The organism is Cobetia sp. PDI-12MA, from assembly GCF_059507695.1.
The window spans coordinates 3,104,224-3,118,756 of record NZ_CM183351.1; the positions used below are offsets into that span (position 1 = coordinate 3,104,224).

Genomic DNA, 14,533 nt, shown 5'->3' on the forward strand with positions numbered 1-14,533 from the left:
CGCCATCATGACGGCCAGGCAAGGCAAGGATGTGAGCGAGGCAGACGAGCCGGTTGAGGATAACTCGGCAGACGAGCCTGCGACGCGCCTGACCGATCACCCCGCCTATCGCTGCGTGGTGCTGGGGCATGCTGCAGCGGATGGCTCCGCTTCACTGAGCGCTGGTTTACTGAGCGCTGATTCGCTGAGCGCCGACTTGTCCAACGGCGAGCCGCTGATTTCGCATGATCCCCATGCCTTCGCCGCCGCCCTGGCATCTTCGGCAGCCTGCGCCTTGCCCAATCCCTGCTCTGAATCTTCCCCTCGGCCAGCCCGCCTGTGGCTGGCCGAGGCGTGTGTGCTGCCAGCCTCCTGTGCTGATTCGGCTGCTCCCTCTATCAACTCCTCGACTGAGGCTTCCTGCTATCGCTCGCTGCGCGCTCGCCAGCCGGATGTGGATAACGCGGACACCCTCGTGTCATCTGCCAAGGCCCGCCGTCGCCAGCAACGTGAAGCCGAGTCACACCTCGCTCGCCTGCTGCTCGGTGAACTCGCCGCTGCCCAGGGTATCCAGCTTGCGCTGGCCGACTGGTCGCCGCGCGGCCAGGCACCCCACCATCCTGGGCTACCGGCAGGCTGCCATGTCTCCATCGCCCACCGCCACGGCCATGTGCTCGTCGGCCTCGCTACCGCCCCACTCGGGCTGGATCTCGAATACCGCAACCCGCGCCACGCCCAGGACCTCGACGCCCGCATCGCCATGCTGCCTGCAGACGCACGCGAACGCCTCGCCGAGGCATCACACCTCAGCGAGACAGAACGACTGGACGGGTTTTATCGGGAATGGGTGAGGTATGAGGCTAGAATTAAATTAACAAGGCTTAACTTTTGTGACAGTATATCCACCTAGCGATATATCAAATTTTTTGTAACATCACCCTTAATAGATCGAGCTTTGCATTAACTTCTCTAGACAAATATCTATACTCTTCTGAGATTTGCTCCTGGCTTTTATTAGCCAAAAAAAATAGACTTTTCGAGATATCTTTTATCAGCTTGACAAAACAATCCTCCGCATTTACACCATTACTATTAACCCACCGATTAATTGCCTTATCAGACAGACCAAATATAGGCTCTTTAAAAGCACCTGAGCTGTTTATAATTTTAATAGCTTGACGCTGCGCGTCTATTCTATTAGAAAACTCAGAGTCTCTCATTTCAGCTAACTCCCGCAAGTGTATATTTCATCCATTCATCTATATAATCCATACAAGATTTGGCCTCGGATATTTCTATGTCTGTTAATTGCACGCCGATACCTCTTGTACATAGCATGCGAGCTCTCCTATAAATATCATAGATATCTTCTTGTATATCCAAACTATTCAATCCGATCTGTATAGAAGAATCTCTAGAAAAAACAGGTTCGCGACAATATTGCAGAGAATAACAAGTTGCAAAGTTCCTCATAGATAAAAAAATATTAGATAATTCAAAAACCTCTGAGAAACTGGAGCTCAAGATTTCTTCTTTAGCCTTCAAAAAGATAGCATAAAATTTCTCACAATCTGCTACTGCGTTTGTATATTTAGCCGGCGAGCCTAGCTTAGCTACTGGATCACTTCCATCCAAGGTATAAATTAACTTAGATTCCAAATGAAGGTGCCATGCAAACGGATTACCTTGTACCCATAGCTCTTGCAATCGGCAATATGAATATATTGAATATATCAAAGGATCAAAACCATGTTCCGCGTTATCTAGAATGGCCAATAAATCTACGTCAGAAGAAGTATCTATTTCCCCACGACACACAGAACCAAAAGCATAAATATACATATCAGCGCCTATTGAACCTTTTAACAACTATAGATACAAAAAAACCAAACATCACGAGTTTTATTGAATATATAAATGCCAAATATGTATTTGAGTATTCTAACGGCTTAATAACTCCAAGAAAAACTTGTACAGAGATTACAGCTGATTGAAGATAATCACTTATGGAATTAGTATCTCCAAAAAAGAAAACATGAGCCATAGCCATAACTATTAACAAAAAAACCATACATCTAACTAGTTTAGTCGCAGACTCACCATTACCCCAGACTAAATCCAAAAATTTAAAGTTAACCCATTCAAGAAGAGCTTGAAAACGTCTAATCCCCTTGTATTTATCTCTATAATACTTTTCGTCAGAATGCCATGACTTTTTTAGATGTGTTTCTGTTGCTTGTAGCTCTACACCCATTGCTTTATTAACAGCTTTAGAATCACCAAGCTGCTGATAGTTCAATCGCAATGACCGCGCAAACTTTAGCTTTAGATTCTCCCTACCATTAAACTCAGACTTCAAAATATCAGTGTCTACTTGAGTCTTATCAAAAGTAGAATAAATAAAATCGCACCCATGAAAACTAGAGCCCGACAGATTACTATTTAAAAACTTACATCCTATAAAGTTACAGCTATCAAAAGTGCAATTTTTAAAATAAACAGAATCAAATATAGTGTAACTAAAATCAACTCTTTTAAACTGTGCTTTTTTAGCAACCAAGCGCAAAAATAACTTATTCCTAAACTGCTCACCTGCGGAGTCTGCTTTAACTACCTCTTTCTCTCCTGTATTAATTTCTTTGTCTTCAATAACTTCTCTTCCATTAGGCTTTAACATAAAAACCCTATATCACAAATAAATATAAATTATCTTTAGATTATATGATTATCTTAGCTTAAATGTCAAAAAAACAATTACTTTAAAAACCCGCCAGAGAAATCTCAGACGGGCTTAGAAAAATCATACTGCGAGTTACTTAACGGCAGCGACCACGGTAATTTCACACAGCAGTTCCGGGCTGGCCATGGCGGCTTGTACGCAGGCGCGGGCGGGGGCGTGACCTTGTGGTACCCAGGTATCCCAGATGTCGTTGAAGGTCTTGAAGTCATCCATTGTCTTGAGATAGACGGTGGCGGAGAGCAGGTGCTCGCGGTCGGTGCCGACTTCTTCCAGCAGCGCATCGACACGCGCGAGCATGCTGTTGGCCTGGTCCGTGATATTCCCGAAGCGGTGGTCCGGTCCGGCAACCTGACCACACAGGTAGATGGTGTTGTTGTGGATCACGGCGCGGCTCATGCGCGGCTTGGTGTCGTGACGTTGGATATCGCTCATGGAGAGTGTCCTTGTGCCGTTCTTCTTGGAGTGGTGAAAGACGCGCCTGCGTAAGGGAAAGCCCCGCAGCGGCATGACGCGCAATGAGGATAAGCGGCCATCAGCGTTCCAGATTCCGGCGAGCGGCGCAACGCGACCTGCGGGGTATTTTCCAGTCGTCGAGAGGGTTTCTGCCTTGCGTACCTGTAGCCACTCCCCAAGGGGTAGAAATGACGACGCCGCGCCGTCCCGACATGACAGGGAAAGGCGCGGCGTTCTCATTGCCCGGCAGGGCGTGGGCTGAACAGTGCTAGCGCAGGATCAGCAGCGGCACCGTGGCGTTGCGAATCATCTCGGTAGTGGTGCTGCCGACCAGCAACTGACGGATGCGCGAGTGACCGTAGGCGCCCATCACCAGCATGTCGATGGCGTGTTCCTTGGCATATTCACGCAGACAGGCTTCCACCTCCCCCGCTCTGAAGCTTGCCTGCACGCTGAAACCTGCCGCGGTGAGAGTGTCGCGCGCGGCGTCCAGCGGTGCTTGATGCTCCACCGTTTCCGCGCCGACCATCACCAGATGCAGCTCCGCGCCTTGCAGCAGGGGACTGGCCGCCAACACCTCGACGGCGCGCTTGATGGTGCTGCTGCAATCGAAGGCGATCAGCACCCGCGTCGGCAGATTGAACTCGCCCGGCACCACCAGCACGGGGCGATGCAGGCTGCGGATCACGCGCTCCAGATTGCTGCCCAGGTGCTCGCTGGCCTGCTCCGCCCCTTCACCACGCTTGCCGATCACCAGCAGGCGAATCTCGTCCTCAAGCTCCTCCAGGGTCTCGACCAGCTCGCCATTGCGCTGGCGTGGGCGCGGCTCGGCGATACCCGCCTGCACGGCGCGCTCGTAGGCGGCCTCCAGCATCAGGCGGCCCTGCTCCTGGGCGATACGCCCGCGTTGCTCATCCAGGGTGGCGAGCTCTTCCAGCAGGTGCTCGCGCGCGCCGAGCCCGATGCTGCCGGAGAGATCACTGCTGGCCTCGCCCGCCCCTTCCTGGCGGTCGATCACATGCAGGAAGCTCAGCGGCGCCGAGAGACGTTGGCTTGCCCATACGGCGGCATCACACACGGAGACGGCAAAGGCGGAGCCGTCAATGCAGGCGGTGACCTTGTCATGGCCTGTCAGGGCACTGGCAGAGGATTGGCTCATGGCGTGCTTCCTTATGCTGACGATCAAGGTTGGCGCTTCAGGCGCCTGTTTCGAGATTACCACTTTCCGACCCCATCAACGCAAACGGCGGGTAGCCCGTGAAGGACTGCCCGCCGTCTTTACGCATCAATCACGCTGCTGGCGCCCCGCCCTCGATCAGGCGGGAGGCGCCAACGGGATCAATGACCCATCAGTTTCTCGACCGCATCCGGCTTGTCATGCACCGCGAAGCGATCCACCAGCGTGGCGCTGGCTTCGTTGAGGCCACGCACCTCGACCTCGGTCCCCTCGCGGCGGAACTTGACCACCACGGTGTCCAGCGCGCCGATGGCGGTGATGTCCCAGAAGTGCGCACGGCTGACGTCGATGACGACACGCTCGACGGTCTCCTTGAGGTCAAAACCGGCCTGGAACTGCTCGCTGGAGGCGAAGAACACCTGACCGACCACGCGGTATTCGCGGGTACGGCCATCGGCATTCATGTCGCTGCCGATATGCAGCACCTGACCGATCTTGTTGGCGAAGAACAGCGCCGAGAGCAGCACGCCGACCAGCACACCGATCGCCAGGTTGTGAGTCGCGACCACGACGGCCACGGTGCCCAGCATGACGATGTTGGTGGACATCGGGTGGGTCTTGAGATCACGGATCGACTGCCAGGAGAAGGTGCCGATGGAGACCATGATCATCACCGCGACCAGTGCGGCCATCGGAATCTGCGAGACCCACGGGCCGAGGAACACGACCAGAATCAGCAGCACGACACCCGCCACCATGGTGGAGAGGCGCGTACGACCGCCGGACTTCACGTTGATCATCGTCTGACCGATCATCGCGCAACCCGCCATGCCGCCGAGGAAGCCGGTGACGACGTTGGCCGCGCCCTGGCCCTTGCACTCACGGTTCTTGTCGGACGGCGTATCGGTCAGGTCATCGACCAGCGTGGCCGTCATCAGGGATTCCAGCAGACCCACGACCGCCAGCGGCAGCGAGTACGGCAGGATGATCCACAGGGTTTCCAGATTGAAGGGGATGTCCGGAATCAGGAACACCGGCAGGCTGTCCGGCAGCTCGCCCATGTCGCCGACGGTGCGGATATCCAGACCGACGATCATGGAGAAGATGGTCAGCACGATGATGCAGACCAGCGGCGACGGCAGCAGCTTGCCGACCTTCGGCACCAGCGGCAGCAGATAGATGATGCCGAGACCGGCCGCCGTCATGGCGTAGACGTGCCAGGTGACGTTGGTCAGCTCCGGCAGCTGGGCCATGAAGATCAGGATCGCCAGCGCATTCACGAAGCCGGTGACCACCGAGCGCGACACGAAGCGCATCAGCGAGCCGAGCTTGAAGTAGCCGAAGATGATCTGGATCACGCCGGTCAGCACGGTGGCGGCCAGCAGGTATTCCAGGCCGTGGTCCTTGACCAGGTCGACCATCAGCAGTGCCATGGCACCGGTGGCGGCGGAGATCATGCCCGGACGGCCACCGGCGATGGCAGTCACCACGGCGATGGAGAAGGAGGCATACAGGCCGACCTTGGGGTCGACACCGGCAATGATGGAGAAGGCGATGGCTTCGGGGATCAGGGCCAACGCCACCACCAGGCCGGACAGGATGTCGGGCCGGAGGTTGGAGAGCCACTGCTGTTTGAGGCTGCTTGTCATCGAGTCGTCCGCAACAGGTTGGGGAGGGTGGTGTGCGTGCTGAATCCTGGCGCTGTCGAGTCAGTCTGACGGCCGGTTGTGGCAATCTTCATCACTGCGTCAGGGCAGTGCCGCTCGCGCCTGGCTCGCGTCGTGAAGTGCTATCGTTTCCGGTCGCCCTGTGGCTTTCTTCGCGCCATGAGCTATTCGCTCCGGTCGCCGTGAGGCGTCCAGAGGGCTGTCATTTGACAGTGAATAAACTCGGGGATGGGCGGGATTGTATCAGTTGCCGCCCGCAGACGCATCCGCAGAAGGGGCGCGCATGGCCTGCAGGTGACGCAGGCGGCGGTCGATCAGGCTCTTGATCAGCATCGCGCCCAGCACCATGGCGCCGCCTACCCAGCCGCGCAGTGTCAGCGACTCGTCCAGCACCCACCACACCCACAGGATGCCGAACACGCTTTCCAGCAGCATCAGCAACGCCACCTCGGCGGACGGCAGATACAGCGGGCCGCGCTGGATCAGCGTGAAGCCCAGCGGCGAGAGCACCAGACACAGCAGCACCAGCCAGCCGGCGCGCTGAGCGAAATCATCGCTGTGCGAGGGCCATAGCTGGGTGAGCACGCTCTCGAGGACCTCTGCTGCACCCTCCCCTGCACCCTCTCCTGCCCCAGAGACTGCCAACCACGTGCAGGCCAGCAGGCCACACAGCGCGGTCAGCAGTCCCGACAGCGTCAGCATCGGGCTCATGTCGAGCCCCGGGCGCGTGCGACACAGCGTGAAGTTGCCCGCCAGCGACAGGCTGCAGCCCAATGCGAGCAGATTGCCGGTCAACGAGCCGCTGCCCGCCTCGTCCATCACCAACAGCGTGATGCCCGCCAGCGAGACCAGAATCGCGCCCCATACATGGCGCGGCTGGCGCTCGCCCAGCCATAGCCGCGACATCAGCGCTGCGAACAGTGGACTGGCGGCGAGGATGATCAGCACATTGCCGGCGCGGGTGTATTGATTGGCGAGCACGAAGCCCAGCGTGGAGCCGGTGAACAGCAGCGCGACCCACAGTCCCGTGCGCCCGCAGCCACGCATGCGCGCCAGCGCACTGACCAAGCGCTGGCCAGGCCCGCCGCGCTGGGTGAGCAGCAGAATCAGCGCGAAGCCGATGGCCGTCAGCAGGCCGCGCCAGAACACCAGCGGGCCATCGGCGACATCGGCGAGGCGCAGCAACAGCGCATCCGGCGAGATCAGCAGCACGCCCAGCGCCGTCAGCGCGACGCCACGCGCCTGCAGGGCTCTGGCATCCGGGTTGTGATCGGGCACGAGGTGGGGGTCAGTCGACGGCTGCATGCACGCTCAGTCCGATTCGATGGACAGGTGCGACTGGCGCCAGTCGACCACCGGCCAGCCACGCGCTTCGGCGAACTGGCGCAGCGGCGCATCCGGCTGGGTGGCGTGGGGATGATCGACCCGCTCCAGCAGCGGCAGGTCGTTGTGGGAATCGGAGTAGCCCCACAGTGCCTGCGGCGCACGCTTGAGCTGGCTTGCGTCTTCCAGCCAGGCGTCCAGCGCCGCCAGCTTGCCTTCGCGGAAGGTGACGATGCCGGTGGTCTCGCCGGTGAAGCGGCCCTCTTCATCGAAGGCAGGATGGGTGGCCAGCGCGCCATCGGCGGTCAGGCGACTGGCGATGGGGCCGACCAGATGGTGCATGGAGGCGGAGATGATCAGGGTGCGATGGCCCGCCTCGCCGTGTTCAGCCAGACGCGCGATGCCGCCTTCCAGCAGACGCGGCATCACCATTTCTTCCACGAAATCATCGACTTCGCGCCGCACCTCATCGCGATGTCGCCCGATGAGCGGACTGAGCAGATGACCGGTGTGCTCGTGGATATCCAGAGTGCCGGCGTGATACTCGCTCTGATGGCGCTCGCCGATGGCCATGAAGGCCTCGACATCCTCGATCCAGCCACAGGCGGCCATCCAGCGCATCCACATGCCGGTGCAGTCGCCATCGAGCAGGGTATCGTCGAGATCGAACACCGCCAGCGGGGAATCCAGCTGGCAGAAATGGCGCAGATACCCCTCACCCGGCGGGGATAGCGGTGGCAGCAGCGTCACGGCATCGCAGTCGGCGCAGAGGTCCGCCAGCGGCGAGCGGCGGACCTCTACCCCGGGAGCAGCATTGAGGGCGCGCGGCGCAGCAGAGGGTGAGGGCATGGTTCGAGTCACGACAGGCTCCGAGTGGACGAGGGAGTCAACGGCTTCCTGCCGTTACTGCGTGACCCTCGCATGCGGCGCCGCGCTGGGCAAGTCCGTCGCGCCTTCACGACCCGCTGTCGCTGCGTGCGGCGCTAGCGCTGGGCGAGTCGAGCCAGCGCCAGGCTGGCAATCGCGGTGTCCTGCACGCCGGTGCCGGTCAGGTCTGCCACCGTGATGCGGGTATCAGTGGCGGTTTCGGTCTCTTCACCTCTGTTCTGGTCACCCTCACGCAGGCGACGCCCATCGGCCAGCAGCTTGCCCAGCTCGTACACCTCGCACGCCTTGGCCTGGTCTTCATCCAGCCCCTTCAGCTCGCCATTGATTTCCGACTGGGCACGGCTGTCACACACGAAGTAGTCGCAATCGGTCAGCACATCGGCTTCCAGCTCGCGCTTCTCGGGGCTGTCGGAACCCATCGCGGTGACATGCACGCCTTCCGGCAGCATCGAGTATTCCAGCAGCGGCGTGTGAGATGGCGTGGCAGTGACGATGATGTCGGCGTTCTGACACACCGCGTGCAGGCTGTCATGACTGCGTACGGTGAGGCCCAGTCGCTCCTCCGTCTCACGCGCGAAACGCTCGGCCCGCTCCTTGTCGCGTGCCCAGACATCGACACTCTCGATGTCGCGCACCAGCCGCAGCGCCTCCAGCTGCAGGCTCGCCTGCTCACCGGCGCCGATCAGCGCGACGCGCTTGCTGTCGGGGCGTGACAGGGCCTCTGCCGCCACGGCACCGGCCAGCGCGGTACGAATGGCGGTGAGATAGCCGCCGTCATCCAGCAGGGCCCTGGCCAGTCCCGTCTCGGCGGAGAACACCACCATCAGGCCATTGAGGCTTGGCAGGCCGCGGGCGGGATTGTTGAAGAAGCCGGGACTGATCTTGATCGCGAAGTGCTTGAGCCCCTGGATATGGGCGGTCTTGACGTCCACCTCGCCGTTGGCCTCCTCGATGGCCATCGACAGGATCGGCGGCTGCACCACCTTGCCTTGGCCCAGCGCGATGAAGGCATCGCGAATGGTGCCCAGTGCCGTGGCGTCCAGCCCCACGACCTGCTCGATCTGTTCACGGGAATACGTCTGCATGCTTTCTTGAGCCGGTTGTGTCATGCGCCCTCCTCCTGGTGTGCCGTCAGCTGTCTCACGCTGTGAGCCATGGGCGAATAAATCACTGCTGAGCGTCCGCCAGCAGCGCTCGGGCCTGATCGAAGGTCTCCAGACTGACGCCGTTGCCGCTGATGATCAGCGCGACACGCTGGCCGCGGATCGACTCGGCCAGCACCGGGTCGGTCTCGCCCAGCCGCGAGGCCTCGAGTGCGGCAAGCCCGACCACGGCGGCGCCCTCGACCAGCAGCTTCTCCTCTTCCAGCAGCATCAGCATGGCGCGGGCGATGGCGCGCTCGCTGACCTGATGGTGGTGATCCATCACGCGGCGCACCAGCGGCAGCGTGGTGTGATTGCCAAGCCCGATGCCGCCGCCCAGTGAGTCGCCGAGACTGGCGACCTCTTCCACCTCCACCGGTTCGCCTGCCTGCAGGCTGTGCCACATGGCTGCGCCTTCGGTGAGGCTGATGCCATGCACCTGCATCTCGGGGCGAATCGCCTTGAGCGCCGCCCCGATGCCGCCGAGCAGGCCGCCGCCGGACAGTCCGATCAGTACCTGATCGAGCTGCGGGCAATCCTCCATCAACTCAAGCCCGATGGTGCCCTGACCGGCCACGATCAGCGGGTCATCGAAGGGCGGCACCGACAGCATGCCCTCCTCCTCGACCAGCCGATTGACCTCGTGGAAGGCCTCGTCCTGGCTGCGCCCGACCCGGCGCACCTCGACACTGCCACCAGTGGCACCGCCCAGCTCACCCAGCGCCTCGATGGCACGCACCTTGTTGGCGGGCACCTGCTCGGAGAGACAGATGACCGCCCTGAGGCCACGGCGCATCGCGGCGTAGGCCAGCGCGCGACCGTGATTGCCGGTGGAGGCGGTGGTCACGCCGCGCTGAAGGCGCTCGAAGGCCTCTCCGGTGTCCTGTTCCGCCACGGCGGCCAGCAGATTGCTGGCCCCGCGCAGCTTGAAGGCGCCGGTGGGCTGGCGGGTCTCCAGCTTGAGCAGAATCTCGGCATCGAAGCGGCGCGACAGCGCCGGTGACGGCACCAGCGCCGTGCGTTCGACACCCGTGGCCGTCGATGAATGAAACAGCCGCTGGCGCGCGGCATAGATATCGGCCAGCGCCAGCGGCGTTTCCCGTGTACTCTTGAGCGGGGGTAAGGTCAATGCCATGACTTACTTGTCACCAGAAGCGGGATCACCGGAAGAGAGATCGCCATTGTCGACGAGCTCCTGATGCACCTTGTCCACGGCGCGACGCGCGCGGGCGACGATGTCATCGATTTCCTCGGGGGTAACCACCAGCGGCGGCGCGAAGCCGAGGATGTCGCCCTGCGGCATGGCGCGTGCCACCAGGCCTTCCTCAAGGGCCGCCGCGGAGATGCGCGGGCCGACCTTGAGCGCTGAGTCGAACGCCTTGCGCTGTGACGGCTGCGGCGAGAACTCCAGTGCCGCCAGCAGGCCGATGCCACGCACATTGCCGACGATGGGGTGATCGGCGAAGGCGGCCTGCATGGCGTTCTGCAGATAGGCGCCGGTATCGCGGGCATTGTCGACCAGGCCCTCGCGGCGAATGATCTCCAGATTGGCGACGCCGGCGGCGGCGCCCAGCGCATGCCCGGAGTAGGTCCAGCCGTGGCCGATGGGGCCGAATTCGCCGGTGCCCTGCTCCAGTACCTTCCATACACGGTCGCCGACGATGACCCCGGACAGCGGCTGATAGGCGCTGGTCAGGCCCTTGGCGATGGTTACCAGGTCCGGCTTGATGCCGAAGTGCTGGAAGCCGAACTGGCTGCCGATGCGCCCGAAGCCGCACACCACTTCATCGCAGATCAACAGGATGTCGTGACGCTTGAGCACGGCCTGGATGGCCTCCCAGTAGCCTTCCGGCGGCGGCACGATGCCACCGGTACCCAGTACCGGCTCGCCGATGAAGGCGCCGACGGTCTCCGGCCCCTCGGCCTGGATCATCGCCTCGAGCTTCTCGGCGCACCAGGTGGAGAATTCGCGCTCGCTCATCTCGGCGCACTCGGCAGGACGGCGGTAGTAGTCCGGCGCCTCGGTGTGCAGGATGCCCGGAATCGGCAGATCGAAGTGATCATGGAAGGCCGCCAGCCCGGTCAGCGAGCCAGAGGCGATGCCGGAGCCGTGATAGCCGCGCCAGCGCGAGATGACCTTCTTCTTCTCCGGCTTGCCGATCACGTTGTGGTAATAGCGCACCAGCTTGAGCTGGGTCTCGTTGGCATCACTGCCGGACATGCCGTAATAGACCCTGGCCATGCCGGGGCCGGCCAGCTCGAGAATCTTCTCGGACAGCGCGATCTGCGGCTCGTTCGAGTGGCCGACATAGGTGTGGTAGTAACTGAGCTTGAGGGCCTGCTCATGGATGGCATCGGCGACTTCCGTGCGCCCGTAACCGATATTGACGCAGTAGAGGCCGGCGAAGCCGTCGATCAGCTCACGTCCGTCACGCTCACGGATGCGGATGCCTTCGCCGCCGGTGATCACGCGGCCCGGTGCATCGCCCTGGGCGTAATCGCGCAGGTGGGTCGAGGCATGGAAGGTGACCTTGCGGTCACGGCGAATCAGTTCATCGGTCGAGGTCGCATCATCGAAGCTGGCGGCCTGGCTCAGGGTGTTATCGGTGCTCATGTGACTCTCCGAATGCTTAACTAGGGGCGATCGACCGGCGGTGCTCAATGGCCACCGGTCGCCATGAACGACATGTGACAGTGAAGGATGTCCGTCTCAACTTCCGGAGGCGCTTTCCAGTCCACCCAGACAGTAGTACTTGATATCGAGATATTCCTCGAGCCCCTGACGGCCACCTTCGCGACCCAGGCCGGATTGCTTGACGCCGCCGAAGGGAATCGGCGCGCCGGTCATCTTGACGGAATTGACCGAGACCATGCCGAAGCGCAGGCCACGCATCAGTCGCCAGATGCGGCGCACATCGTGGGTATAGACGTAGGCGGCGAGGCCGTATTCGGTGTCGTTGGCCATCGCGATCACCTCTTCCTCATCGTGCCAGGCGGTGATGCCGGCCACCGGCGAGAAGGTTTCCTCTCGCCAGACACGCATGTCCGGCGTGATGTCGGCCAGCAACACCGGCATGAAGAAGTTGGGGCCCGGCGCCATGCTCTGGTCACCGTGGATCAGCCGCGCGCCGCGCTCGACGGCGTCATCGACGATGGTCTGCGCCTTGGCGACGGCGTCGCGGTGGATCAGCGGGCCAAGGTCGATCCCCTTCACTTGGCCATTGCCGACCTTGAGCTGCTTCATGATGCGCGCGAAGTGGCTCAGGAAGTCCTCGTAGAGGCTGTCGTGGACCAGGATACGGTCGGCCGCGAGGCAGTCCTGACCGGAGGTCTGGAACTTGGCATCGACGGCGGCGCGCGCAGCCTCCTCGGGGTCCATGTCCGGCCCGACGATGAAGGGTGCATTGCCGCCCAGCTCCAGCGAGACACGCTTGACGCTGTCGGCGCACTGTTTCAGCAGCAGACGCCCGACCCGGGTGGAACCGGTGAATGACAGCCCGGCGACGCGCGGGTCGTCACACAGCTGCTTGGAGACCTCGGAGGCCTCGCCGGTGATGACGCTGAAGACACCGGCGGGAATGCCGGCGCGCTCGGCCAGCTCCGCCAGCGCCAGCGCCGAGAACGGCGTCTCGCCGGCCGGCTTGACCAGCACCGTACAGCCCGCCGCCAGTGCGGCCGCGGCCTTGCGGGTGATCATCGCCAGCGGGAAGTTCCACGGCGTGATCAGCGCCGCGACACCGATAGGCTCACGCACGGTGCCCAGCGCGGCATTCGGGATATGGCTGGGGATGGTCTCGCCGAAGGCACGATTGCCCTCCTCGGCGAACCAGTGAACGAAGCTGGCGCCGTATTCCACCTCGCCACGCCCATCGTCCAGCGACTTGCCCTGCTCACGCGTCATCAGCATGGCCAGGTCTTCCTTGTGGGCACGGATGAGGTCGAACCAGGCATCCAGCAGCTCGCCGCGCTGGTCGACGCGCAGCTTGCGCCATTCACGCTGGGCCTCATCGGCGGCGGCGATGGCGGCGTCAATCTGCGCCTCCTCGAGCCACGGCACCTGGCCGAGACGCTCGCCGGTGGCAGGGTCGAAGACCGCCTCCTCGCGCCCGCCTTCGCCATGCACCCAGCAGCCATTCACGTAGGCGAGCTGGCGAAACAGGCGCTGGTCTTCCAGAGCAATGCCTTCGCTGGCGAACTGGGCAGGCTCGGATGTCGCTCCGTCCTGGGAAGTTGCCCACTGTCGTGCAAGAGATTGAGCACTCATCGCTTGTCTCCCGGGCCGCTCGGCCGTCATCTGAGAAGGCGGAACACCGCCAAGGACAACGCCCACCGAAACGCGGCGGGCGTCATGTGATGAGCTCAGTGTGGGGGAGATGAGACGTGGAGACTTTCGGAATACCCGCCAACGACTTGGCGTTCTTTCTGTTGTGGCGGGCAAGGTGCGGATTCTTTCTGTGTGGCGAGTTCCTGACTAGACCGCTATGGATCAGAGCGTCACTGATCGAACCGACGTGGTTCAGGCGGTCACGACATCACTCTCGGTCAGCTCGGCGTAGAGTTCCGGGTAGGCTTCCTGAAGGCGCTCAAGCTCGGTGCGCGCATGCGGGATGGCATCGGTCAGCTGCTGCCATTCCTCGTCACTGAGGTTGTCGCGCATCAGCGGGAACAGCTCCTGGCGCTCGGCACGCAGGTAGTCACGGTGTGCCTCCACATACTCGCGCAGGTCGGCATTGAACTGGTCCATCGGGATGATCTGGTCCATCAGGATGCTGTCGAGGTTGTCGGACAGCTTGTCCAGACGCTCGTGCAGGGTGCGATATTGCTGGATGAGGCGCTGACAGAGTGGCGCGGCGTCTTCGGAGCGTTCGCACAGCATCTGGGTGCATTGACGCTCCAGCGGAATGATGAAGCCCTGCATGTAATCGAGAATGTAATCCACCACCTCACGCATCATGCGAAAGTCGGGACGCTCACCACTGACGAGCGTCTTGTGGCGATGCGAAAGCACGTGCAGCAGACGAGCCATGTTGGCGTGGTCCTGGCGCAGCTGAGTCACATTGGGCATGACTTCCTCCTCCTTACGGAACAGGTGGCCGATGCTGGCAGACAGCGCTGCCGCCTCGGGCATTGCTACCGAATGTAGCAATGTCGTCACCTAGAAGTG

At 61.1% G+C, this 14,533-nt stretch carries 14 protein-coding genes; 1 reads left to right on the plus strand and 13 read right to left on the minus strand.

Annotated features, from left to right (window positions below; translation table 11 throughout):
* The first annotated feature begins 7 nt into the window (after positions 1–7).
* Positions 8–889, plus strand: coding sequence for a 4'-phosphopantetheinyl transferase family protein (locus AC5WNI_RS13250; protein WP_175088454.1), 882 nt, complete (start codon positions 8–10; stop codon positions 887–889).
* Positions 890–896: 7 nt separating this feature from the next.
* Here AC5WNI_RS13250 and AC5WNI_RS13255 read toward each other — a convergent pair whose 3' ends face one another.
* The 13 genes from AC5WNI_RS13255 to AC5WNI_RS13315 form a co-directional block, all read right to left on the minus strand.
* On the minus strand, positions 897–1,199 hold the full coding sequence (locus AC5WNI_RS13255) for a hypothetical protein (protein ID WP_175088453.1): 303 nt from the start codon (positions 1,197–1,199) through the stop codon (positions 897–899).
* Between the two features lies 1 nt (position 1,200).
* On the minus strand, positions 1,201–1,821 hold the full coding sequence (locus AC5WNI_RS13260) for a nucleotidyltransferase (RefSeq protein ID WP_175088452.1): 621 nt from the start codon (positions 1,819–1,821) through the stop codon (positions 1,201–1,203).
* A 1-nt stretch (position 1,822) separates the two neighbouring features.
* Positions 1,823–2,656, minus strand: a complete 834-nt coding sequence (locus tag AC5WNI_RS13265; protein WP_175088451.1) for a pentapeptide repeat-containing protein — start codon at positions 2,654–2,656, stop codon at positions 1,823–1,825.
* 135 nt (positions 2,657–2,791) lie between these two features.
* Positions 2,792–3,151 carry a RidA family protein gene (locus AC5WNI_RS13270; protein WP_175088450.1) on the minus strand — a complete coding sequence of 120 codons (360 nt, stop codon included), beginning with the start codon at positions 3,149–3,151 and terminating at the stop codon, positions 2,792–2,794.
* Positions 3,152–3,440: 289 nt separating this feature from the next.
* Entirely contained in the window at positions 3,441–4,331 is an 891-nt protein-coding gene (locus AC5WNI_RS13275; RefSeq protein WP_175088449.1) for a universal stress protein, read from the minus strand.
* A 179-nt stretch (positions 4,332–4,510) separates the two neighbouring features.
* Entirely contained in the window at positions 4,511–5,998 is a 1,488-nt protein-coding gene (locus tag AC5WNI_RS13280; protein ID WP_175088448.1) for a SulP family inorganic anion transporter, read from the minus strand.
* 261 nt (positions 5,999–6,259) lie between these two features.
* Positions 6,260–7,321, minus strand: coding sequence for a DMT family transporter (locus tag AC5WNI_RS13285; protein ID WP_175088447.1), 1,062 nt, complete (start codon positions 7,319–7,321; stop codon positions 6,260–6,262).
* Positions 7,322–7,327: 6 nt separating this feature from the next.
* Positions 7,328–8,188: an HAD family hydrolase gene (locus tag AC5WNI_RS13290; protein ID WP_175088446.1), complete on the minus strand. Its 861-nt coding sequence runs from the start codon at positions 8,186–8,188 to the stop codon at positions 7,328–7,330.
* Between the two features lie 134 nt (positions 8,189–8,322).
* A complete protein-coding gene (locus tag AC5WNI_RS13295; protein WP_254626976.1) occupies positions 8,323–9,336 on the minus strand; it encodes a cyclodeaminase in 1,014 nt (337 codons plus the stop codon).
* A 58-nt stretch (positions 9,337–9,394) separates the two neighbouring features.
* Positions 9,395–10,504, minus strand: a complete 1,110-nt coding sequence (locus AC5WNI_RS13300; protein ID WP_175088445.1) for a pyridoxal-phosphate dependent enzyme — start codon at positions 10,502–10,504, stop codon at positions 9,395–9,397.
* Positions 10,505–10,507: 3 nt separating this feature from the next.
* The gene (locus tag AC5WNI_RS13305; RefSeq protein WP_175088444.1) at positions 10,508–11,983 is read right to left on the minus strand and encodes an aminotransferase; all 1,476 of its coding nucleotides are present in this window, start codon (positions 11,981–11,983) and stop codon (positions 10,508–10,510) included.
* A 96-nt stretch (positions 11,984–12,079) separates the two neighbouring features.
* Positions 12,080–13,633, minus strand: a complete 1,554-nt coding sequence (locus AC5WNI_RS13310) for an NAD-dependent succinate-semialdehyde dehydrogenase (protein ID WP_495928547.1) — start codon at positions 13,631–13,633, stop codon at positions 12,080–12,082.
* A gap of 252 nt (positions 13,634–13,885) precedes the next feature.
* Positions 13,886–14,434, minus strand: coding sequence for a hemerythrin domain-containing protein (locus AC5WNI_RS13315; RefSeq protein ID WP_043331576.1), 549 nt, complete (start codon positions 14,432–14,434; stop codon positions 13,886–13,888).
* Positions 14,435–14,533: the final 99 nt, after the last annotated feature.

Bases quoted from the DNA above. Each gene is read 5' to 3' on its own strand.
- AC5WNI_RS13270 (WP_175088450.1), bottom strand. From the start codon at position 3,151: ATGAGCGATATCCAACGTCACGACACCAAGCCGCGCATGAGCCGCGCC.
- AC5WNI_RS13295 (WP_254626976.1), bottom strand. From the start codon at position 9,336: ATGACACAACCGGCTCAAGAAAGCATGCAGACGTATTCCCGTGAACAG.
- AC5WNI_RS13310 (WP_495928547.1), bottom strand. From the start codon at position 13,633: ATGAGTGCTCAATCTCTTGCACGACAGTGGGCAACTTCCCAGGACGGA.
- AC5WNI_RS13285 (WP_175088447.1), bottom strand. From the start codon at position 7,321: ATGCAGCCGTCGACTGACCCCCACCTCGTGCCCGATCACAACCCGGAT.
- AC5WNI_RS13305 (WP_175088444.1), bottom strand. From the start codon at position 11,983: ATGAGCACCGATAACACCCTGAGCCAGGCCGCCAGCTTCGATGATGCG.
- AC5WNI_RS13300 (WP_175088445.1), bottom strand. From the start codon at position 10,504: ATGGCATTGACCTTACCCCCGCTCAAGAGTACACGGGAAACGCCGCTG.
- AC5WNI_RS13315 (WP_043331576.1), bottom strand. From the start codon at position 14,434: ATGCCCAATGTGACTCAGCTGCGCCAGGACCACGCCAACATGGCTCGT.
- AC5WNI_RS13290 (WP_175088446.1), bottom strand. From the start codon at position 8,188: ATGCCCTCACCCTCTGCTGCGCCGCGCGCCCTCAATGCTGCTCCCGGG.
- AC5WNI_RS13280 (WP_175088448.1), bottom strand. From the start codon at position 5,998: ATGACAAGCAGCCTCAAACAGCAGTGGCTCTCCAACCTCCGGCCCGAC.
- AC5WNI_RS13265 (WP_175088451.1), bottom strand. From the start codon at position 2,656: ATGTTAAAGCCTAATGGAAGAGAAGTTATTGAAGACAAAGAAATTAAT.
- AC5WNI_RS13275 (WP_175088449.1), bottom strand. From the start codon at position 4,331: ATGAGCCAATCCTCTGCCAGTGCCCTGACAGGCCATGACAAGGTCACC.
- AC5WNI_RS13255 (WP_175088453.1), bottom strand. From the start codon at position 1,199: ATGAGAGACTCTGAGTTTTCTAATAGAATAGACGCGCAGCGTCAAGCT.
- AC5WNI_RS13250 (WP_175088454.1), top strand. From the start codon at position 8: ATGACGGCCAGGCAAGGCAAGGATGTGAGCGAGGCAGACGAGCCGGTT.
- AC5WNI_RS13260 (WP_175088452.1), bottom strand. From the start codon at position 1,821: ATGTATATTTATGCTTTTGGTTCTGTGTGTCGTGGGGAAATAGATACT.